The organism is Rheinheimera sp. D18, from assembly GCF_004345025.1.
GTDB classification, from domain to species: domain Bacteria; phylum Pseudomonadota; class Gammaproteobacteria; order Enterobacterales; family Alteromonadaceae; genus Alishewanella; species Alishewanella metallidurans.
In genome coordinates, this window is record NZ_CP037745.1 from 2,748,588 (window position 1) to 2,764,064 (window position 15,477).

The following is a 15,477-nucleotide window of genomic DNA, read 5'->3' on the forward strand; positions in this document are numbered from 1 at the left end:
AGCAAACCTTTAAACTTAAAAACGTCTCAAGGAGAGATAGTATGCAAGAGTTAACATTTGAGCAAGTGGAAGAAGTGAATGGTGCATTTGGTGTGCCTGGCATGGGCCTTGGCGCAGTTATAGGTGCAGCGGGCTATCTTGGCAGTGCTGCAACGTCAGGTAGTTTTAGCTGGGGTGGTTTAGCTGCAGCAACAGGAACTGGAGCAGCCTCAGGAGCTATTGGTGGTCCGATTGGATCTGCTGCCGCCAGATATTTGCTCCCACGTGTTGCCGCTCTTGGTGGGGCAGCAACTGGCGCCCAATAATTATTTAAATTGCGGGGCTTGCACATTGTGTTGTAAGCCCCATTGGAGGGAAAGTGAAACTTGCATATCTTAGTCTATTTATGTTTGCTGTGCTTTACGTAGCTCTAGCTTTTTTTGACTTAGAGCGCTTTGCAATATTATTTGCAATATCTGTGCTCCCTATCAATATTTTTCACGGAAACAGAGATATAAAAGATTTTCATATGGATGATAAGAAGTATAAAGGAGTCCTTTTTCTTACATACCCTCCAGTGACGTTCTTCCTCTTAGTATTGACTCATCACTGGTGGTTAAGTTGATTTTAATTGAGATTAAAAGACCGTCAAATAAATTAATAGAACCACACACGCTATTAAGCCTACAAATGCGCTTAAGGGTATAAAATTGCTTGAAACGTCAAAATGATCTACCAATCCGAAGCCGCTGAATGCGGCCTGGCCTGTATTGCTATGGTGGCCAATCACCATGGACATCAGCTGGACTTAACTACCCTACGCAACCGCTACAGCATGTCGCTTAAAGGCGCCAATTTACAACAGTTGATGCAGCTGGGTAACCAATTAGGTTTAACACCACGCGCATTAAAGCTGGATTTAGATGATTTAAAAAACCTTCGCACACCATGCATTTTGCACTGGGAAATGAACCACTTTGTGGTGCTGAAAAAAGTGCATCGCAATAGCATTACCATTTTAGACCCCGCAATGGGTGAGCGCCGTTTAACGCTGGATGAAGTGGATAAAGCCTTTACCGGCGTAGCACTGGAGCTAACGCCAGGCACTGAATTTAAAAAAGTTGATGAGCGAGTACGCTTAGGCTTAACTGCGTTTTGGACCAAAGTACAGGGCCTGCTACCGTCACTTAGCAAGTTATTCATTTTGTCGTTGTTGTTACAAGTATTTGTGCTGGCAGCGCCTTATTACACCCAATTAGTGGTGGATGAAGTATTGGTAAGCCAAGACCAACCTTTACTTGTGGTGTTAGCACTTGGCTTTGGTTTAATTATGCTACTGCAAGTGGTTACCCAAACGCTACGCGGCGGGGTGGTACTGCACTTAGGCTCGGTGATGAGTGTGCAAATGGCGGCAAATTTAATGCGGCATTTATTACATTTACCATTAAGTTATTTTGAAAAACGCCATATGGGCGATGTGGTTTCACGCTTTGGCTCACTTAATTCAGTGCGAGAGCTATTAACCAATAGCTTAGTTGAAGGCGTGATAGACGGCATTATGGCCATTACTGTGTTAGTGATGATGTATTTATACAGCCCACAGCTTAGTTTAGTGGTTGGCATAGCGGTATTAATTTATGGCTTATTACGCTGGGCGTTATATAAACCACTACATCAACTGACCGAAGCCAGCATCATTGCCTCGGCTAAAGAGCAAAGTAACTTTATGGAAACTGTACGCGGCATGCAAAGCATTAAGCTGTTTGGCCAACAAACCCAGCGCTTAAATATCTGGCAAAATTGTTTTGCGAATGCGGTAAACCAGAATTACCGTTTAGGTAAATGGCAAATCTCCTATGCCACTATTAACCAGTTGTTATTTGGGGTTGAAAACGTACTGGTAGTCTATTTGGCAGCTCATGCCGTGATGGCGAGCAACTTTAGTGTTGGTATGCTATTCGCTTTTATGGCGTATAAAAATCAGTTTACTAACCGCACCGCTGCGCTGATTGATAAATTGGTTGAGATAAAAATGACCCGGCTACATTTAGACCGCTTAGCCGATATTGCCTTAACCGAAAAAGAAGATGAAGGCAGTGCAAGCGATGGCCGCGATATTAGTGGTCAGCTTAGCCTAAGCAATATTGGCTTTCGTTATGCCAGTAATGACCCTTTACTATTCAATAGCCTGAATCTTGAAGTAAAAGCCGGTGAAAATATTGCCATTATTGGCCCTTCTGGCTGTGGAAAAACCAGCTTGATGAAAATTATGCTGGGCTTACTGCCAGCTGAGAACGGCAAAGTAGAAGTAGATGGTGTCGATATTCGTCATTTAGGGTTACGCCATTATCGCAGCCAGATAGCCGCAGTAATGCAGGATGATCAACTGATGTCGGGTACCTTAGCTGAAAACATCAGTTTCTTTGACAGCCAAATGAAGATGCACAGCGTAACTGAAGCCGCAAAGCTAGCCGGTATTCATCAAGATATTGCTGTGATGCAAATGGGCTATAACTCTTTGGTCGGCGATATGGGTAGTTCGTTATCCGGCGGCCAAAAGCAAAGGCTGTTATTGGCACGGGCACTATATCGAAAACCGAAAATTTTATTTATGGATGAAGCGACCAGTCATTTGGATGTACAACTAGAGCATTATGTGAATCAAGCAATTAAACAGTTAAATATGACCCGCATTATTATTGCCCACCGGCCAGAAACCATTATTAATGCCGAAAGGATTATGCAACTGCATAACGGCCAGCTGCAAGATGTAACAGCACCGTATAAGGCACAGTTTGGTATAAATACAGAAAAATAAAAACGGCGCAGGCCATCATGCTGCCAAATGAAGTTGATATGCCTGTCGCCGTACAGGAGCCGGTATACCAAGTAGAGGTAGCACTGGCTGCACAACACATCCGCGCTTATGGCAACAGAGTCCCGCAGCAATCGGGCATACTGTTAAGCGCAGATATCGTGCTAGAACAACGCAGCCCTATTTTTTAACAGAACAGGGCTTGGTTGTTTGAGCCGATTTTAAGCCTAAAAGGGCGACTATAGCTCTAAGTAAAGAGCAACCAATAAACTTAAAAACATCTCAAGGAGAGATAATATGCAAGAGTTAACGTTTGAGCAAGCTGAAGAAGTGAGTGGTGGTAATTTTTTGTGGAGATTTATCGCTAGAAATTTAATCACAAAGATGGGAAATGGCGAATTACCTCCTGGCTTTGGTGAGGACTTTCGTCCTAACCCTGACTTCCCTGCTCCTTAATATGACACTTATTCCTAACATTTAAAATATGCCTAGCGAGGCCACAAGCTTTGCTAGGCATATTCAGAGTGAACTATATGTGCTACATGTGCACCGGGTAACGGATAACCAAGATGTATTTAATTATTTTCCTATTTGTGGCATCACTTTTTTCTATACGAATTTTTGAAGTTTTCGATTCAGTATTGTTAGTGCAATTCTGGTTTCTAATTCATGCGCTGCTGATCCTCATTTCATTTTCATTCTTGTTATGGCGCAAAAAAATGATCAAATCAGTATTTGTTGTTTCATCATTTATTTTCATTTCATTTATTTACCTTAACAACCCCGAGCTTAATGGTTATTCTGTAGATGAAACAGGTGAAGATAGATTTACAGAATCCAATTATCCAACAATTCAACCGAATGACATTATCATTTCAAAGCACTTCAACTTCTCACTACAACTAGGTGTGATGGTTGCAGTAAAAGTAGATGATAATTTACTGCGTAAGCGCATACATGCTATGCCTGGTGACCAAGTGCACATTTGTAATTCAGAAGTTTACGTTAACGGTATGAGGTATATGTATAGCAATAATTGGGTTGGAGAGTTAATTGATGATAGACAAAAATGCATAAAAAGAAATAGTGTATTTTTCTTATTAAATGATGAATATTTTGTCATTGGTGATAATGAAAAAAACAGTTATGACTCTAGAAGTTTTGGGCCAGTAAAAAAGGCGGATATTATTGCTCAATCACTATATGTTGTTCGTTTTAATGATTATAATCAACAAGTTATTCCCCTAGCTGTTACTTTCTCAAAAAGCCTAATTAAATAGATTTTCTATCGCTCAGTGATATCGTGCTGGAACAACGCAGCCTACTCTTTATCAATACTGGGCCTGGTTGTTTGAGCTGGTTTTAAGCCTAAAAGGGTGACTATAGCTCTAAGTAAAGAGCAACCAATAAACTTAAAAACGTCTCAAGGAGAGATAATATGCAAGAGTTAACATTTGAGCAAGTGGAAGAAGTGAGTGGTGGAGTAGCTTGGCTTGCACCGGTTGCGGCCGTTCTAACAGTAATTGCTGCTGTTGATGCAGCAGTCGATGCATATTAATGGCTACAAGGCTGGCGTTGAGCAAGCAAAACATGAGAAAGCTAATAAGTAAGGTGGGAGATGTAAAACATGATTGAATTGGATCAAAATGAATTAACCTTTGTTCAAGGCGCAGGAATTGTATACGAGATAGCTAAATTTTTTGGATATGCGAATCAATCGTATTCAGATATAGACTGGGGTGCAGTTGGTGAAGCTGCAAAAATAACCCAAGAAAATTATAAATTAAGAGATTAACGTTTTGGCAGGCACCGCCTGCCCTTTATTTTTTGAGATTGTTATGTCTTATTTAATGGAATTTTTAGCACTAATTATTATCTTTTTTTTCTTTAGGAGGCATTGCGGTAAAAACGTTTTCATTCCTAAATGGTTGATTCTTTTAGCATGTATTTTATACATAGTTTTGCTTGTTATTAAGCATTGCTTTAGTGAGTATTTCTATTACTAATTAAATCTTCAATTGAAAAAAACAGTGAAGATGAATGCATGCAAACCAAGCTACTTTTTACAAAACAGCTTGCTAATAAAATTAGTAATTTCAGTTTGCGGCCATGGAAAAGTCAAGTCCGAAACAAAAGACGGATTTGAATGCAAGTAGCTCTGTTTAGTTAGTTTGGTTTTCCGAGGCTCACGCCCGTGATAGCTAACTAAGGCGGGTGTTATTTCAATTACTTTGGGGTTTTCATGTCAAATTTAAAGTTGTTTCTATTTTCTGTTAGCTTAGCTTTATTGTCAGCTTGCAGCTCGAAAATGCAGAGCACTAAAAGCTCCGCTGTTGACTCTGTTAAGGTGAATGCAGAATTGGCTTTAAAAGAGTGCGGACAGGGTAATGTAAAAAAAGTTACCTCGACGGGCTTCGAGTGCTTTGTCAACTAGATACGACTATCGCCTTACAGGAGCCAGTATACCGAGTACAGGTAGCACTGGATTCGCAACAAATCCGCGCTTATGGCAACACAGTCCCGCTGCAATCGGGACTGCTGTTAAGCGCAGATATCGTGCTAGAACAACGCAGCCCTATTTTTTAACAGAACAGGGCTTGGTTGTTTGAGCCGATTTTAAGCCTAAAAGGGCGACTATAGCTCTAAGTAAAGAGCAACCAATAAACTTAAAAACATCTCAAGGAGAGATAAGATGCAAGAGTTAACATTTGAGCACGTGGAAGAAGTGAGTGGTGGTAGTTTAATCAGAGGACTTTTAGATGCGGCTTCTTATACTACAATGTTTATGGAAGCAAAACAAATCGCACAATCGGCAGGTGTATACTTTTACGACAACGTCATGCTTTCTAACAATTGGATAGATGATATTAATTGGACTGCAAATAAGTAGATTTTAACCAATACCGATGTGATTTTATAAGCAAGCCCGTGCGGGCTTGCTTATTACGAGGCTTCGTATGACTTTGTATAGCTTGAGGGATGTTATCTTTGTATATTTTGGTGGTGGCGCGCTATTTTTAATATTTAGCTTTTTTCAATTTTCAGAATACATAGATGACTACACGATCATAATGATTTCTACCTTGAGCATTATTTTTTCTCTAGAATCAATTAGAGTTAAATCTGTCAATTCTATGAAAATTAACTTTACAGATGTTAATTTCAAGATTTTAAATGTTTTATTGATTATCACAATTTCTATTTTCATCATAGCGTCTGGACCAAGAGCAAGTGAAAATTTCCAATATAACTATTGGGATTTTTTTCGGGCAGTTTTTATTTCTCCTTTTTTTGAAGAGCTAATGTTCAGAGTAATTTTGCTAGGTTTCTTCGTAGGGCTAGTAAAAAATTTTTGGCTTTCTGCGCTTATCGTTTCAGCTGCCTTTGCTTTTGCTCATAACTCAGATATTTTCATTTATTCTTTTCTAATGTCTTTAGTTTTTTGTCTAATCAGACTATCGACAAAATCAGTGTTGCCATGCTTTAGTCTTCACGTTTTCCATAATTTGGCTATTTTCTTTTTCGATGGAGATCTTATCTAACGCAATAATTAGCTGAATTAAACTTGTAATTATTAAAAATAATAATGAACTCCTGCTTAACTAAAGCTGTCTTTTAGCTTTAGCTTTTCAAACAAGATACCCGCTAGCGTCCGGTTATTAACATCAAGCTTGCGTAATATCGCCGAAACATGCTGCTTTACTGTGGTTTCTTGCACGTTCATTTCATAGGCAATTTGCTTATTCAGCAAACCATCGGCGATCATTTTTAATACTCGAAACTGCTGTGGTGTTAATTGCTCTAGGCGCTGGGCAAAGTCCTCATCAATTAACGGTACCGCATTATTAACATCAGCCACTAACTCGGCCGGTAACCAGCTGTCACCATTTAATACTGCGGCTATAGCTTCAGACAGCATTTCAAGCGGTACAGATTTGGGTATATACGCTGCAGCGCCTAACGTAAGCGCTTGCTTAATAATAACCGGGTCTTCTTCTGCCGATACCATAATAACCGGCACATCGGGGTATTCTGTGCGCAGCGCAGTTAAGCCAGTAAAACCATCGCTACCGGGCATTTTCAAGTCAAGAAAGATAAAGTTAGTGTCGGGGTGAGCACGCAGTAGCGGCCATAGTTGTTGCATGCTTTGCGCTTGTAATAATAGCGCATCATTACCAAGAATATTGGCGCAGGCTTGAGCTAAAGCAACGCGAAATAGTGGGTGGTCGTCAGCAATTAAAGCAATCATAAATTCAGTTCTGAGCCTTTTGGCCCATAATGTACCGGGGCTTGCGCCCCGGCAAGGGTTTTCTTAATTAGAAACGGTAACCAACACTTAAGCTAATGGTGCGTGGGTCAATATAAAAACCCAATACCGAGTTATCAAGTGCCGGGCCAGCAAAGTTGTAGCCCGCGATACGCGCTTGTTTGTCACCTAAGTTTTTGCCCTGCAGAGCAACGTCCCAATGGCCATCATTTGAGTACCAATTTACACCGGCATTAAATACGCTGTAACCGCCGTAATCTAGCACCGATGGCACTTCAAAAATTTGCGTTTCACTGCGATGTGCCATATTCGCGGTAATAACAAATTCACCAATTTCAGTCGCAATGCTGTACTTACCCGCTAAGGTTGCAGTTAACTCCGGTGTGTTAGCAAAGGCCCACACGTTAGATACATCAACTACTTTTTGCTGAGTGGGGTCAAAAAACTCTACTTTATTGAAGCTGGCATCTAAGTAACCGACAATCATGCTAAGTTCAAAGTCGTTAGTAACGGCAAACTGAGCTTCTAATTCCACACCGTTAATATCAGCACTGGCCGCGTTTAGTACTTGTGATGCAACAGTAACAACACCCGGTGACGTTTCAACCGCACGCTGCACCGTTACCTGCATATCATCGTAAGATGACATAAACACCGACGCGTTAACACGTAATCGTTGGTCTAACCATTCACTCTTCATACCTAATTCAAAGGTATCAACCGTTTCTTCTTGGTAAGGCTTGCTTGCATCTGGGTTAATAGCTTGGTTGGCTCGCATATCAAAGCCACCTGATTTAAAGCCATCGGTATAGCTACCATACAGCATTAAGTCACGACTATACTGATACTCTGCGCCGATACGCGGCGAAAAGTGGCTAAAGCTTTCTTTACCAGTAAATTCAGTTTGCGTAGCTAAATAAACGCCGTTAGGATCACGTGGGAATTTATAACCGGCATAAACATAACGGTAAACATCGGCCTCTTTGTCATCTTTGGTATAACGACCACCAAAGGTTAAAGACCATTTATCATCTAGCTGATACGAACCCTGTGCATAAGCGGCAATACTATCGGTTTGCACACAGCCACCGTTTTCTGTAGTGCTAGCGCCATAAACTACCTGACCAAAGGCACCGCAGGCTTCGCCGTCGTAGTAATATAGCCCCGAAGCGACCTTCAGCTTGTCATCACTGTACATCAGCTGTAACTCTTGAGATACCTGCGTATCTTCATAAAATGCGGGGATATCCAGTGTAGGGAAGGTTGTTGAGTCAAAATCGATATTGGTATCGGTTTTACCTTCACGATGTGCAGTAACCGACTTAAGTGTCCAATTCTCTGACAAATCTAGCGTCATGGTAAGTGACTGGCCTTCAGTTTCTACCTTGTTTGTTACCGGCATACTAATATTAGCATCGTATACACTGGTTGGTTGCGTATCGGTAGGCGCTAATGCACTAGGGAATAAACGAAAACCGCCACGTGGATTAGATTCATCTACCGTTTTATCGGCATTTAACGCTAAACGGAAATTGTCTGCGACATTCCACTGTACGCTTACACGTCCAGTCATTAACTCTTTATTGTAGTTGTCATCGCCGGTGTTAAGAAACTTACCAAAACCATCACGATTAAAGTTAGCAAAAGCACCGCTAATAAACAGGTTATCTGCTAACGCCGTTTGACCAGAAATTTTCAAATCACGCTGACTTTTAGTACCTAAGGTGCCACGAACGGCGAATTCATTCTCGCCGGTAAGTTGCTTAGTGACATATTTTACTGCACCACCAATAGTGTTACGACCATACAAGGTACCTTGCGGGCCACGCAACACTTCTATGCGTTCCACGTCATATACGTCTAACGCCGCGCCCTGAGGTCGCGCCATGTAAACATCATCAATGTAGATACCCACGCCTGGTTCAAAACCCCATAGTGGATCTTGTTGGCCAATACCACGGATATAGGCCGTTAGCGTACTATTTGTGCCGCGCGATACTTGCAAGGTGGTATTGGGTGAAAACTGCGCGACAGCCGTAATATTGTCCATACCGCGCTGCGCTAATTCTTCTTCACCTAATGAGGTTACAGCAACCGGCACTTCTTGCAAATTTTCTACAGTACGACGAGCGGTTACTTCAATACGCTCTAACTTAACGTCATCGGCGCCTTTGGCAGTTTCTTGCGCTAGCACGGTGCCGGCAAAACAACCACTAATAGCTAAGGCAACTAAACTAGGCTTGAGTAAGGTACGGCTAAACTTGTGCGTTGCATTAATCTTATAATTATTGGCCATGTTGGCTCTCCTGCTGTTTGTGTTCGCATATCTTGTTTTTATTTATCTAGGGTTACTGTAGGCCTAAACGCAGAATTTTTAACCTGTACCTTAGTACTATGGTGATGTGAGCCTTCCTGTATCAGACTAAGCGAAAATGAGCACAAGGATAATAAGATGTTGAGTCTTCTTGGATTATTGGCCGGCCTTGGCCTACTTATCGTACTTACCATGCGTGGTTTCAACCTATTTATTACCGCACCTCTGTGCGCACTGCTAGTGGCCGTAACCAACGGCATTCCATTTTGGCATGTTAGCGACAAAATAGACTTTGTTAATGGCTATATGTCTGGTTTCTCTGGTTTTGTCGCCGCTTGGTTTTTAATGTTTTTACTCGGTTCACTATTTGGCAAGCTGATGGAGCACACCGGCGCTGCCGACTCGGTAGCTTTGATGATTGTGAACAAGCTAGGCCAGGGCAAAGCGGTACTCGCTGTGGTGCTGGCTTGTGCCGTACTTACTTACGGCGGTGTTAGTGTATTTGTCGTCGCATTTTCTGCCTACCCTATGGCGGTAAGTTTATTTAAAGGTGCCAACCTGCCCCGCCGCTTTATTCCTGCAGCACTAGCGCTGGGTTCAGTTACCTTTACGATGACCTCTGCTGGCTCGCCAGAAATTCAAAATTGGATCCCTATTCCCTATCTTAAAACCACGCCTTACGCTGGCTGGCAAGTTAGTATTATGGTGGCGATTTTTATGGCGGTTGTCGGCTATATGTTACTGATGTGGATGATAAAGCATGCAGTAAAACAAGGTGAACACTTTAGCCAACGTGCCGGCGACCCAGAAATTACTGACCGCGAATTACCACATCCAATTAAAGGTATCGCGCCTTTAGGTGTGGTGTTATTACTCGCGTTTTTACTACACGACAGCTTACAGCAAGCCGCGCTAATAGTGGCGCTTACCGGCGGTGTCGTGAGTTTATATTTACTTAACTTTCGTTTTTTACATAACCCTGCTGCTGCGACGAATGAAGGCGTATTAGGCGCGTTATTAGCCATTGGCAACACCGCTGCCGTAGTCGGCTTTGGTTCAGTGGCTAAACTAACCCCTGCTTTTGCCAGCGTAGTAAACTATATGACACACTTACCTGGCCCAGAGTTGGTGGGTGCCGCTGTTGCGGTTAGTGCGATTGCCGGCTTAACCGGCTCAGCATCGGGTGGCCAAGTGATTGCACTACCCGAGATTGCACCGCACTATTTAGACCGCGGCGTTAACCCAGAACAGCTACACCGTGTGGTGGCTATTTCGTCTGGTGCGCTAGACTCGCTGCCGCATAACGGCTACGTGGTTACCACTATTCGTGCTATTTGTGGTGAAAGCCACCACAATGCTTATTGGCCGGTAGCCGTAGTTAGTGTATTGGTCCCTGTGTTGGGCACGGCACTGGCTATCGTATTATTTCAGTGGTTTTAAGGACTTAACATGCGTATTTTTTTGACCATACTGCTACTTGCTGGGTTAAGTTTTAATGCCTGCAGTGACACACTCATTGTTCAAAAGCAGCGCTTTACGCTAGATCGTTTTACTACTGCAAGCGGTAGCACTATTGCCCCAGTTAATATTGGCTGGGAAGCCTATGGCAAGCTTAATGCTGACAAATCTAATGTTATTTTAATCACTCATTATTTTTCGGGTACTAGCCATGCTGCAGGTAAATACCATGCAGCAGACACTGCCGCTGGCTACTGGGACGCCATTGTTGGCCCGGGTAAAGCCATAGATACTAATAAGTTTTACGTGATTAGCAGTGATACGCTAGTTAACGCTAACGTATTTGATGCCAACGTAATAACTACCGGCCCTGCAACCATTAACCCCGCCACAGGTAAGCCGTATGGCTTAAGTTTTCCGGTAGTTACCATTGGCGATTTTGTTGAAGTACAAAAAGCCTTACTCGATAGTTTAGGTATTTCAACGTTACATGCGGTTGTCGGCCCATCAATGGGTTCATTTCAGGCTATTGAATGGGCAGTGCGCTACCCAGATAAAGTGCAGCGATTAATTCCAGTAATTGGTAGTGCTTACATGGATGCCTACAGCGCCGTTAAGTTAGAGCGTTGGTCTTATCCGATTAAAACAGATCCAGCATGGTTAAATGGTGACTATTACCAACAAGGCCAACCAATACAGGGCCTGACTACGGCACTGGCATATATTACGCAAGATGCACTGAATCCGGTTGGCTTTAACCTAAATTATCCAGCCCCTGAGCTTGATACTGCACCACAACATGATATTCGCGCTAGTTTTTCTGCATGGCAGCAGTTAATGCAGCAGGCAAAATTACGTGCTACCTATCAAGACGCTAATCATATTCTTTACCTAGTTCGCGCTTCCCAGTTGTGGCGCGCGGGCATGGGTGACAATTGGCGACAAGCCGTGGCTAAAATTACCGCGCCAACGCTGTTTTTACCCGCCACGGGTGACTTGTTGCTACCGCCAATGTTAAGCAAAAATAGTGCAGCAGCTATGGCGGCTGCAGGCAACACGCCACAATATGCTGAAATCCCTGGTAACTGGGGGCATTTAGACGGTGTTATCGGTATCGAGGCCGTTGCTAGCCAAATTGCCGGCTTTTTGAACTAAAAATTAGTCCCCTTCCCTGGTGGGTGCGGCAGGTATTGAGCACCCTTTTTCTTTATGTAATTAAATTCGCAATGTATAGCCTGTTCCGCTTAATATATCCCTCAGTATTTTGCACAACATATACTACCCAGGCAAATAGATGCCTTAGTTAACAAATTGATTTATAAAAGGACATAGCAATGGCCTATGATTATGGCAGTGAGTCGTTAGGGATCCGCAATCCATTTAAAGCGGAAGGTTTACTGCGAGCCGCACGCGGCTTGGTTGTAACGTTATTAGGTATATACCCGCTATTGCAGGTTGTTAGCTTGGTACAACAGGATAAAACCCTGGCCTGGATTTCTGCGGCAATTGGCTTTGTGTTATTAGCCGGCGGCTTACGGGCTTTGGGTGGTGGTATTTTTCAAATGTTACGCTTTTTTGTTGGTCGCAGCGTTCCAACCTCTTTGGCGCCTAACTACAGTAAATCCGAGCGTGAAACGGCGAAACTAGAAAAGCCACATTACAAAAGCATTGATTTAGAAGAAATGTTAATGGGCAGAAAAAACAAAACCTTTGTTGAACCGGTAGGTTTTATTTCACGCCTAGTACATACCCTGGTACCTAAACTGATCTTTTTGCCCTATCCGCTGCGTAATTTAGCTCAGCGTTTCTCTGGCGCGCTTATCGCCACTATTATCGCTTTAGTCGCCTACGCCCTTACTGCCTTTGTGTGTTTAACCGGTTTAGCCGGCGACACTGGCGATATTTTGTTACCATTTTTTTCTGCGGTATTAGTTATTTATTTAATTTTAAGCTGGCGCGGCGCCAGCACCGTGTATCGCCAAGCAGAGCGCAGCATTGAAACTCAAGGCAACCTAAAACTGGCAAAAATTATGGCCTTTGCTATTTTAGCGCCAGTAATAATGGGCTTAATCATCAATTTCTTACTGCAACAACCCGATATTGCCGAGCTTGTTGCTGAGCTACGGCAATCCGAGTTACACAGTTTTGCCATCGCACCACAATTGTTGTTAGTACTGCTATTTGCGGCAATCAGCGGAACCTTTATATTTTTGCTGTTAAAACAACGCACCGCACAGGTAAAGGCTCAAACTAAGGTGTCAGAATACCGCGCCAATTGGCAAGAAAATATCCATCCGCGCGAACTGTTCGTTAATATCGACAACATTGTTATGGCTAATCGTCGTTATAAAGAGATCCCAAACCGCGTATATCGCGAGCTAAACCCTAACTTGAATGAGCAATCAGAAAGCAAAGGTAATTTTAGCGGCGAAATCATGATAGAAACCCAGCCGGCATATGCACCGCTGGAGCACACCGCTTTATTTAAGCAGCTGCGTGTTTTCTCGACCATTGCTGGCCAAGTGCTATTGCTTATTGGTCCGTTTATTTTATTTTACTTGCTGTTTGAAGCCCGCTCTATCTTAGAACTAGTGCATCAATTTCAAGCTATTGCGCGCCCATCAGACGCGGCAACCCAAAGCTTTGTTATCAGCTTGTTCAACGAAAGCCAATTTATTCTTAGCTTGCTATTTAGTTGGTTAATTTGCCACAGCTTTGGCCGCTTACTGGAAAATTATAGCCATACGTTTTGGGCCGAACTTAATTTTAACTCGCTACTGGTATACCTAAAATGTGAAGGTACTTATACCGAAAGTAAATTAACCACAGGTAAAGGTATTTACGATTCTACCGCATCAGAAAACTACGTAATGCGCTCATCGTTAACGCCGTGGATTATTAGCTCGCGCATTATGAGTAGCACCTTTGCTGATAGCGGTGCGAAAAACGTAGAGCACCCGCGTCACATATTAGAAATGGAAGATAACCCACAAGAAATGCAGGCTATTTTGGATGATATTCAAAGTTTCATGTCAAACCGCGAAACCATTGCTAGTATTAAAAACGCGCAAGATTTATCTAACACAGAACAAATTTACCAAATTAACCAGCAATCGCGCGCGATGCCGGTAACTTCGGATCAAGCAACCTTATCTAGCCCGCAGCAAGACGCCGATGCCAGTGCGGCTCAAGCTATCGAGCAACCCAAAAGCTAGCTGCTTAGGTTAACTTAAAACAATAGCCACTCAGTTTAAGCAAAAGCTGAGTGGCTACGCCAAGCAAGAAGGGCAAAACATGCAGCGAATTAACGGTAGCAAAGTCTTAACTCTTAGTACTGCGGTAGCGTTAACTTTGCTGGTACTCCCAGTAACTGCGGCAAACCCGACTATGTCGGCACAAGACTCCGACCCGGTAAAAATGGGTTGGATGCAGGGTTTCCCGCCAGCGCAAAGCAAACGCATTACGCAACCTGACAGTAATTTTTTTAGCTTTCCTAAGCTGCGCTGGTCAGTATGTAACATGCGCCAACTGTTACCCACCACCAATATTAACCGCGCAATTAGCCATTATCAGCCACTGGTTTTTTCACCGTTAGCCAATATAGACGAGCTGCGTTTTACACCGCTGAATAGCAACCAAACTATGACCTAGCAGCAAAGCCTAATGGCAAACTATACCGATGGCATTATCGTGTTGCATCAAGGTAAAGTGGTGTATGAGCGCTATTTTGGTTGTCTGAATGAAACTGAATATCATGCCGCCATGTCAATGACGAAATCTTTAACCGGTTTATTAGCAGAAATGCTGATCGCTCAGGGCAAGTTAGATGACAATTGATAGCTTGGGTACGCCGTTTGCCGGCGGTGGCTTAAGTGCAACCTTACGTGACATGGCAAAATTAGGCCAAGCTATATTAAACAATGGCAAAGTTAATAATGTACAAGCTATTCCGCAGCAAGCCATCGACAGTATTCGCCAAGGCGGTAACCCTGAAGTTTTTGCCAAAGCAGATTACACTACCTTGCCAAAGGGTAGTTACAAAAGCATGTGGTGGATACTGCACAACAAACATCACGCTTTTGCAGCCCGCGGTGTGCACGGTCAAACGATGTATATTGACCCAACCGCGCAAATGGTGATTGTTCGCTTTGCCTCACATCCCATAGCAGCTAATGGCGTCAATGATCCAACATCATTACCCGCGTATCAAGCACTAGCAGAGTATTTGTTGCAACAGAAAAACTTTTAATTGTTTACGTTAGTGCTGCATCCAAACACCATTTGTTATTTGGCAATCTATCGAGTCAAGTGCCATATGAATGGATAAGCCGAGCCCAAGGAGCCTAGTTTTAGGCAAGAAACAAAGCAAAATATATACCGCAATAAGCCACAATTTATGCAACGGATGAAAGTTAATGCTACAACGGTTAGGATCATATATCGGCTGTGCAATAAGATGATCGATATCGACGAGCATAGTTGCCGCAAGTATTAGGTAAGCTGATTTCCAATTATGTCGAAAAAATAGCGCCACCAATATTGCGGGAATAATAAAGTGCAAACCTATATGCAGCATTACGTATTATTACCCCTTCGCGTTCGAGTCTGGTTAATCTAAAACAATAGCCACTCAGGTTAAAGATG

The 15,477-nt window shown here is 42.9% G+C and carries 18 protein-coding genes; 15 read left to right on the top strand and 3 right to left on the bottom strand.

Translation table 11 applies throughout. From position 1 onward, the window contains the following. The first annotated feature begins 41 nt into the window (after positions 1-41). From E0Z06_RS12990 to E0Z06_RS13020, 9 genes are all read left to right on the top strand, one after another. Complete coding sequence (locus E0Z06_RS12990; RefSeq protein ID WP_132585414.1) at positions 42-305, top strand: hypothetical protein; 264 nt, start codon at positions 42-44, stop codon at positions 303-305. Between the two features lie 401 nt (positions 306-706). Then, on the top strand, positions 707-2,797 hold the full coding sequence (locus E0Z06_RS12995) for a peptidase domain-containing ABC transporter (RefSeq protein ID WP_132585417.1): 2,091 nt from the start codon (positions 707-709) through the stop codon (positions 2,795-2,797). Positions 2,798-2,814: 17 nt separating this feature from the next. After that, entirely contained in the window at positions 2,815-2,985 is a 171-nt protein-coding gene (locus E0Z06_RS13000; RefSeq protein ID WP_243695511.1) for a hypothetical protein, read from the top strand. A gap of 106 nt (positions 2,986-3,091) precedes the next feature. Next, positions 3,092-3,250, top strand: a complete 159-nt coding sequence (locus E0Z06_RS15590; RefSeq protein ID WP_165907401.1) for a hypothetical protein — start codon at positions 3,092-3,094, stop codon at positions 3,248-3,250. Between the two features lie 263 nt (positions 3,251-3,513). Next, on the top strand, positions 3,514-4,074 hold the full coding sequence (gene lepB / locus E0Z06_RS13005) for a signal peptidase I (RefSeq protein WP_165907402.1): 561 nt from the start codon (positions 3,514-3,516) through the stop codon (positions 4,072-4,074). Between the two features lie 158 nt (positions 4,075-4,232). After that, entirely contained in the window at positions 4,233-4,352 is a 120-nt protein-coding gene (locus E0Z06_RS13010; protein WP_132585423.1) for a class IIb bacteriocin, lactobin A/cerein 7B family, read from the top strand. Between the two features lie 69 nt (positions 4,353-4,421). After that, positions 4,422-4,589: a hypothetical protein gene (locus E0Z06_RS15595; RefSeq protein ID WP_165907403.1), complete on the top strand. Its 168-nt coding sequence runs from the start codon at positions 4,422-4,424 to the stop codon at positions 4,587-4,589. 897 nt (positions 4,590-5,486) lie between these two features. Continuing rightward, positions 5,487-5,684 (top strand): hypothetical protein, encoded by a 198-nt coding sequence (locus E0Z06_RS13015; RefSeq protein ID WP_132585427.1) that lies wholly within the window; start codon positions 5,487-5,489, stop codon positions 5,682-5,684. Positions 5,685-5,751: 67 nt separating this feature from the next. Next, positions 5,752-6,336: a CPBP family intramembrane glutamic endopeptidase gene (locus E0Z06_RS13020; RefSeq protein WP_132585430.1), complete on the top strand. Its 585-nt coding sequence runs from the start codon at positions 5,752-5,754 to the stop codon at positions 6,334-6,336. A gap of 56 nt (positions 6,337-6,392) precedes the next feature. Here the strand turns inward: E0Z06_RS13020 and E0Z06_RS13025 are convergent, their stop codons facing one another. Both E0Z06_RS13025 and E0Z06_RS13030 read right to left on the bottom strand, forming a co-directional pair. After that, positions 6,393-7,043, bottom strand: a complete 651-nt coding sequence (locus E0Z06_RS13025; RefSeq protein WP_132585433.1) for a response regulator transcription factor — start codon at positions 7,041-7,043, stop codon at positions 6,393-6,395. A gap of 67 nt (positions 7,044-7,110) precedes the next feature. Beyond that, the gene (locus E0Z06_RS13030) at positions 7,111-9,357 is read right to left on the bottom strand and encodes a TonB-dependent receptor (protein WP_132585436.1); all 2,247 of its coding nucleotides are present in this window, start codon (positions 9,355-9,357) and stop codon (positions 7,111-7,113) included. Between the two features lie 156 nt (positions 9,358-9,513). Between E0Z06_RS13030 and E0Z06_RS13035 the strand changes: the two genes are divergently transcribed. The 6 genes from E0Z06_RS13035 (at position 9,514) to E0Z06_RS15800 (ending at position 15,082) form a co-directional block, all read left to right on the top strand. Next, positions 9,514-10,815 (top strand): GntP family permease, encoded by a 1,302-nt coding sequence (locus E0Z06_RS13035; protein ID WP_132585439.1) that lies wholly within the window; start codon positions 9,514-9,516, stop codon positions 10,813-10,815. A gap of 9 nt (positions 10,816-10,824) precedes the next feature. Then, entirely contained in the window at positions 10,825-11,988 is a 1,164-nt protein-coding gene (locus tag E0Z06_RS13040) for a homoserine O-acetyltransferase (protein ID WP_132585442.1), read from the top strand. A 179-nt stretch (positions 11,989-12,167) separates the two neighbouring features. Next, the gene (locus E0Z06_RS13045) at positions 12,168-14,048 is read left to right on the top strand and encodes a hypothetical protein (protein ID WP_132585445.1); all 1,881 of its coding nucleotides are present in this window, start codon (positions 12,168-12,170) and stop codon (positions 14,046-14,048) included. Between the two features lie 79 nt (positions 14,049-14,127). Further along, on the top strand, positions 14,128-14,484 hold the full coding sequence (locus E0Z06_RS15790; protein ID WP_243695512.1) for a hypothetical protein: 357 nt from the start codon (positions 14,128-14,130) through the stop codon (positions 14,482-14,484). 12 nt (positions 14,485-14,496) lie between these two features. Continuing rightward, entirely contained in the window at positions 14,497-14,670 is a 174-nt protein-coding gene (locus E0Z06_RS15795) for a serine hydrolase (RefSeq protein ID WP_243695513.1), read from the top strand. Further along, positions 14,660-15,082, top strand: coding sequence for a serine hydrolase (locus tag E0Z06_RS15800; protein ID WP_243695514.1), 423 nt, complete (start codon positions 14,660-14,662; stop codon positions 15,080-15,082). Before E0Z06_RS15795 ends, E0Z06_RS15800 begins: the two co-directional genes overlap by 11 nt. A gap of 9 nt (positions 15,083-15,091) precedes the next feature. Here the strand turns inward: E0Z06_RS15800 and E0Z06_RS15805 are convergent, their stop codons facing one another. Then, entirely contained in the window at positions 15,092-15,409 is a 318-nt protein-coding gene (locus E0Z06_RS15805) for a DUF6122 family protein (protein WP_132585448.1), read from the bottom strand. Between the last annotated feature and the right edge of the window lie 68 nt (positions 15,410-15,477).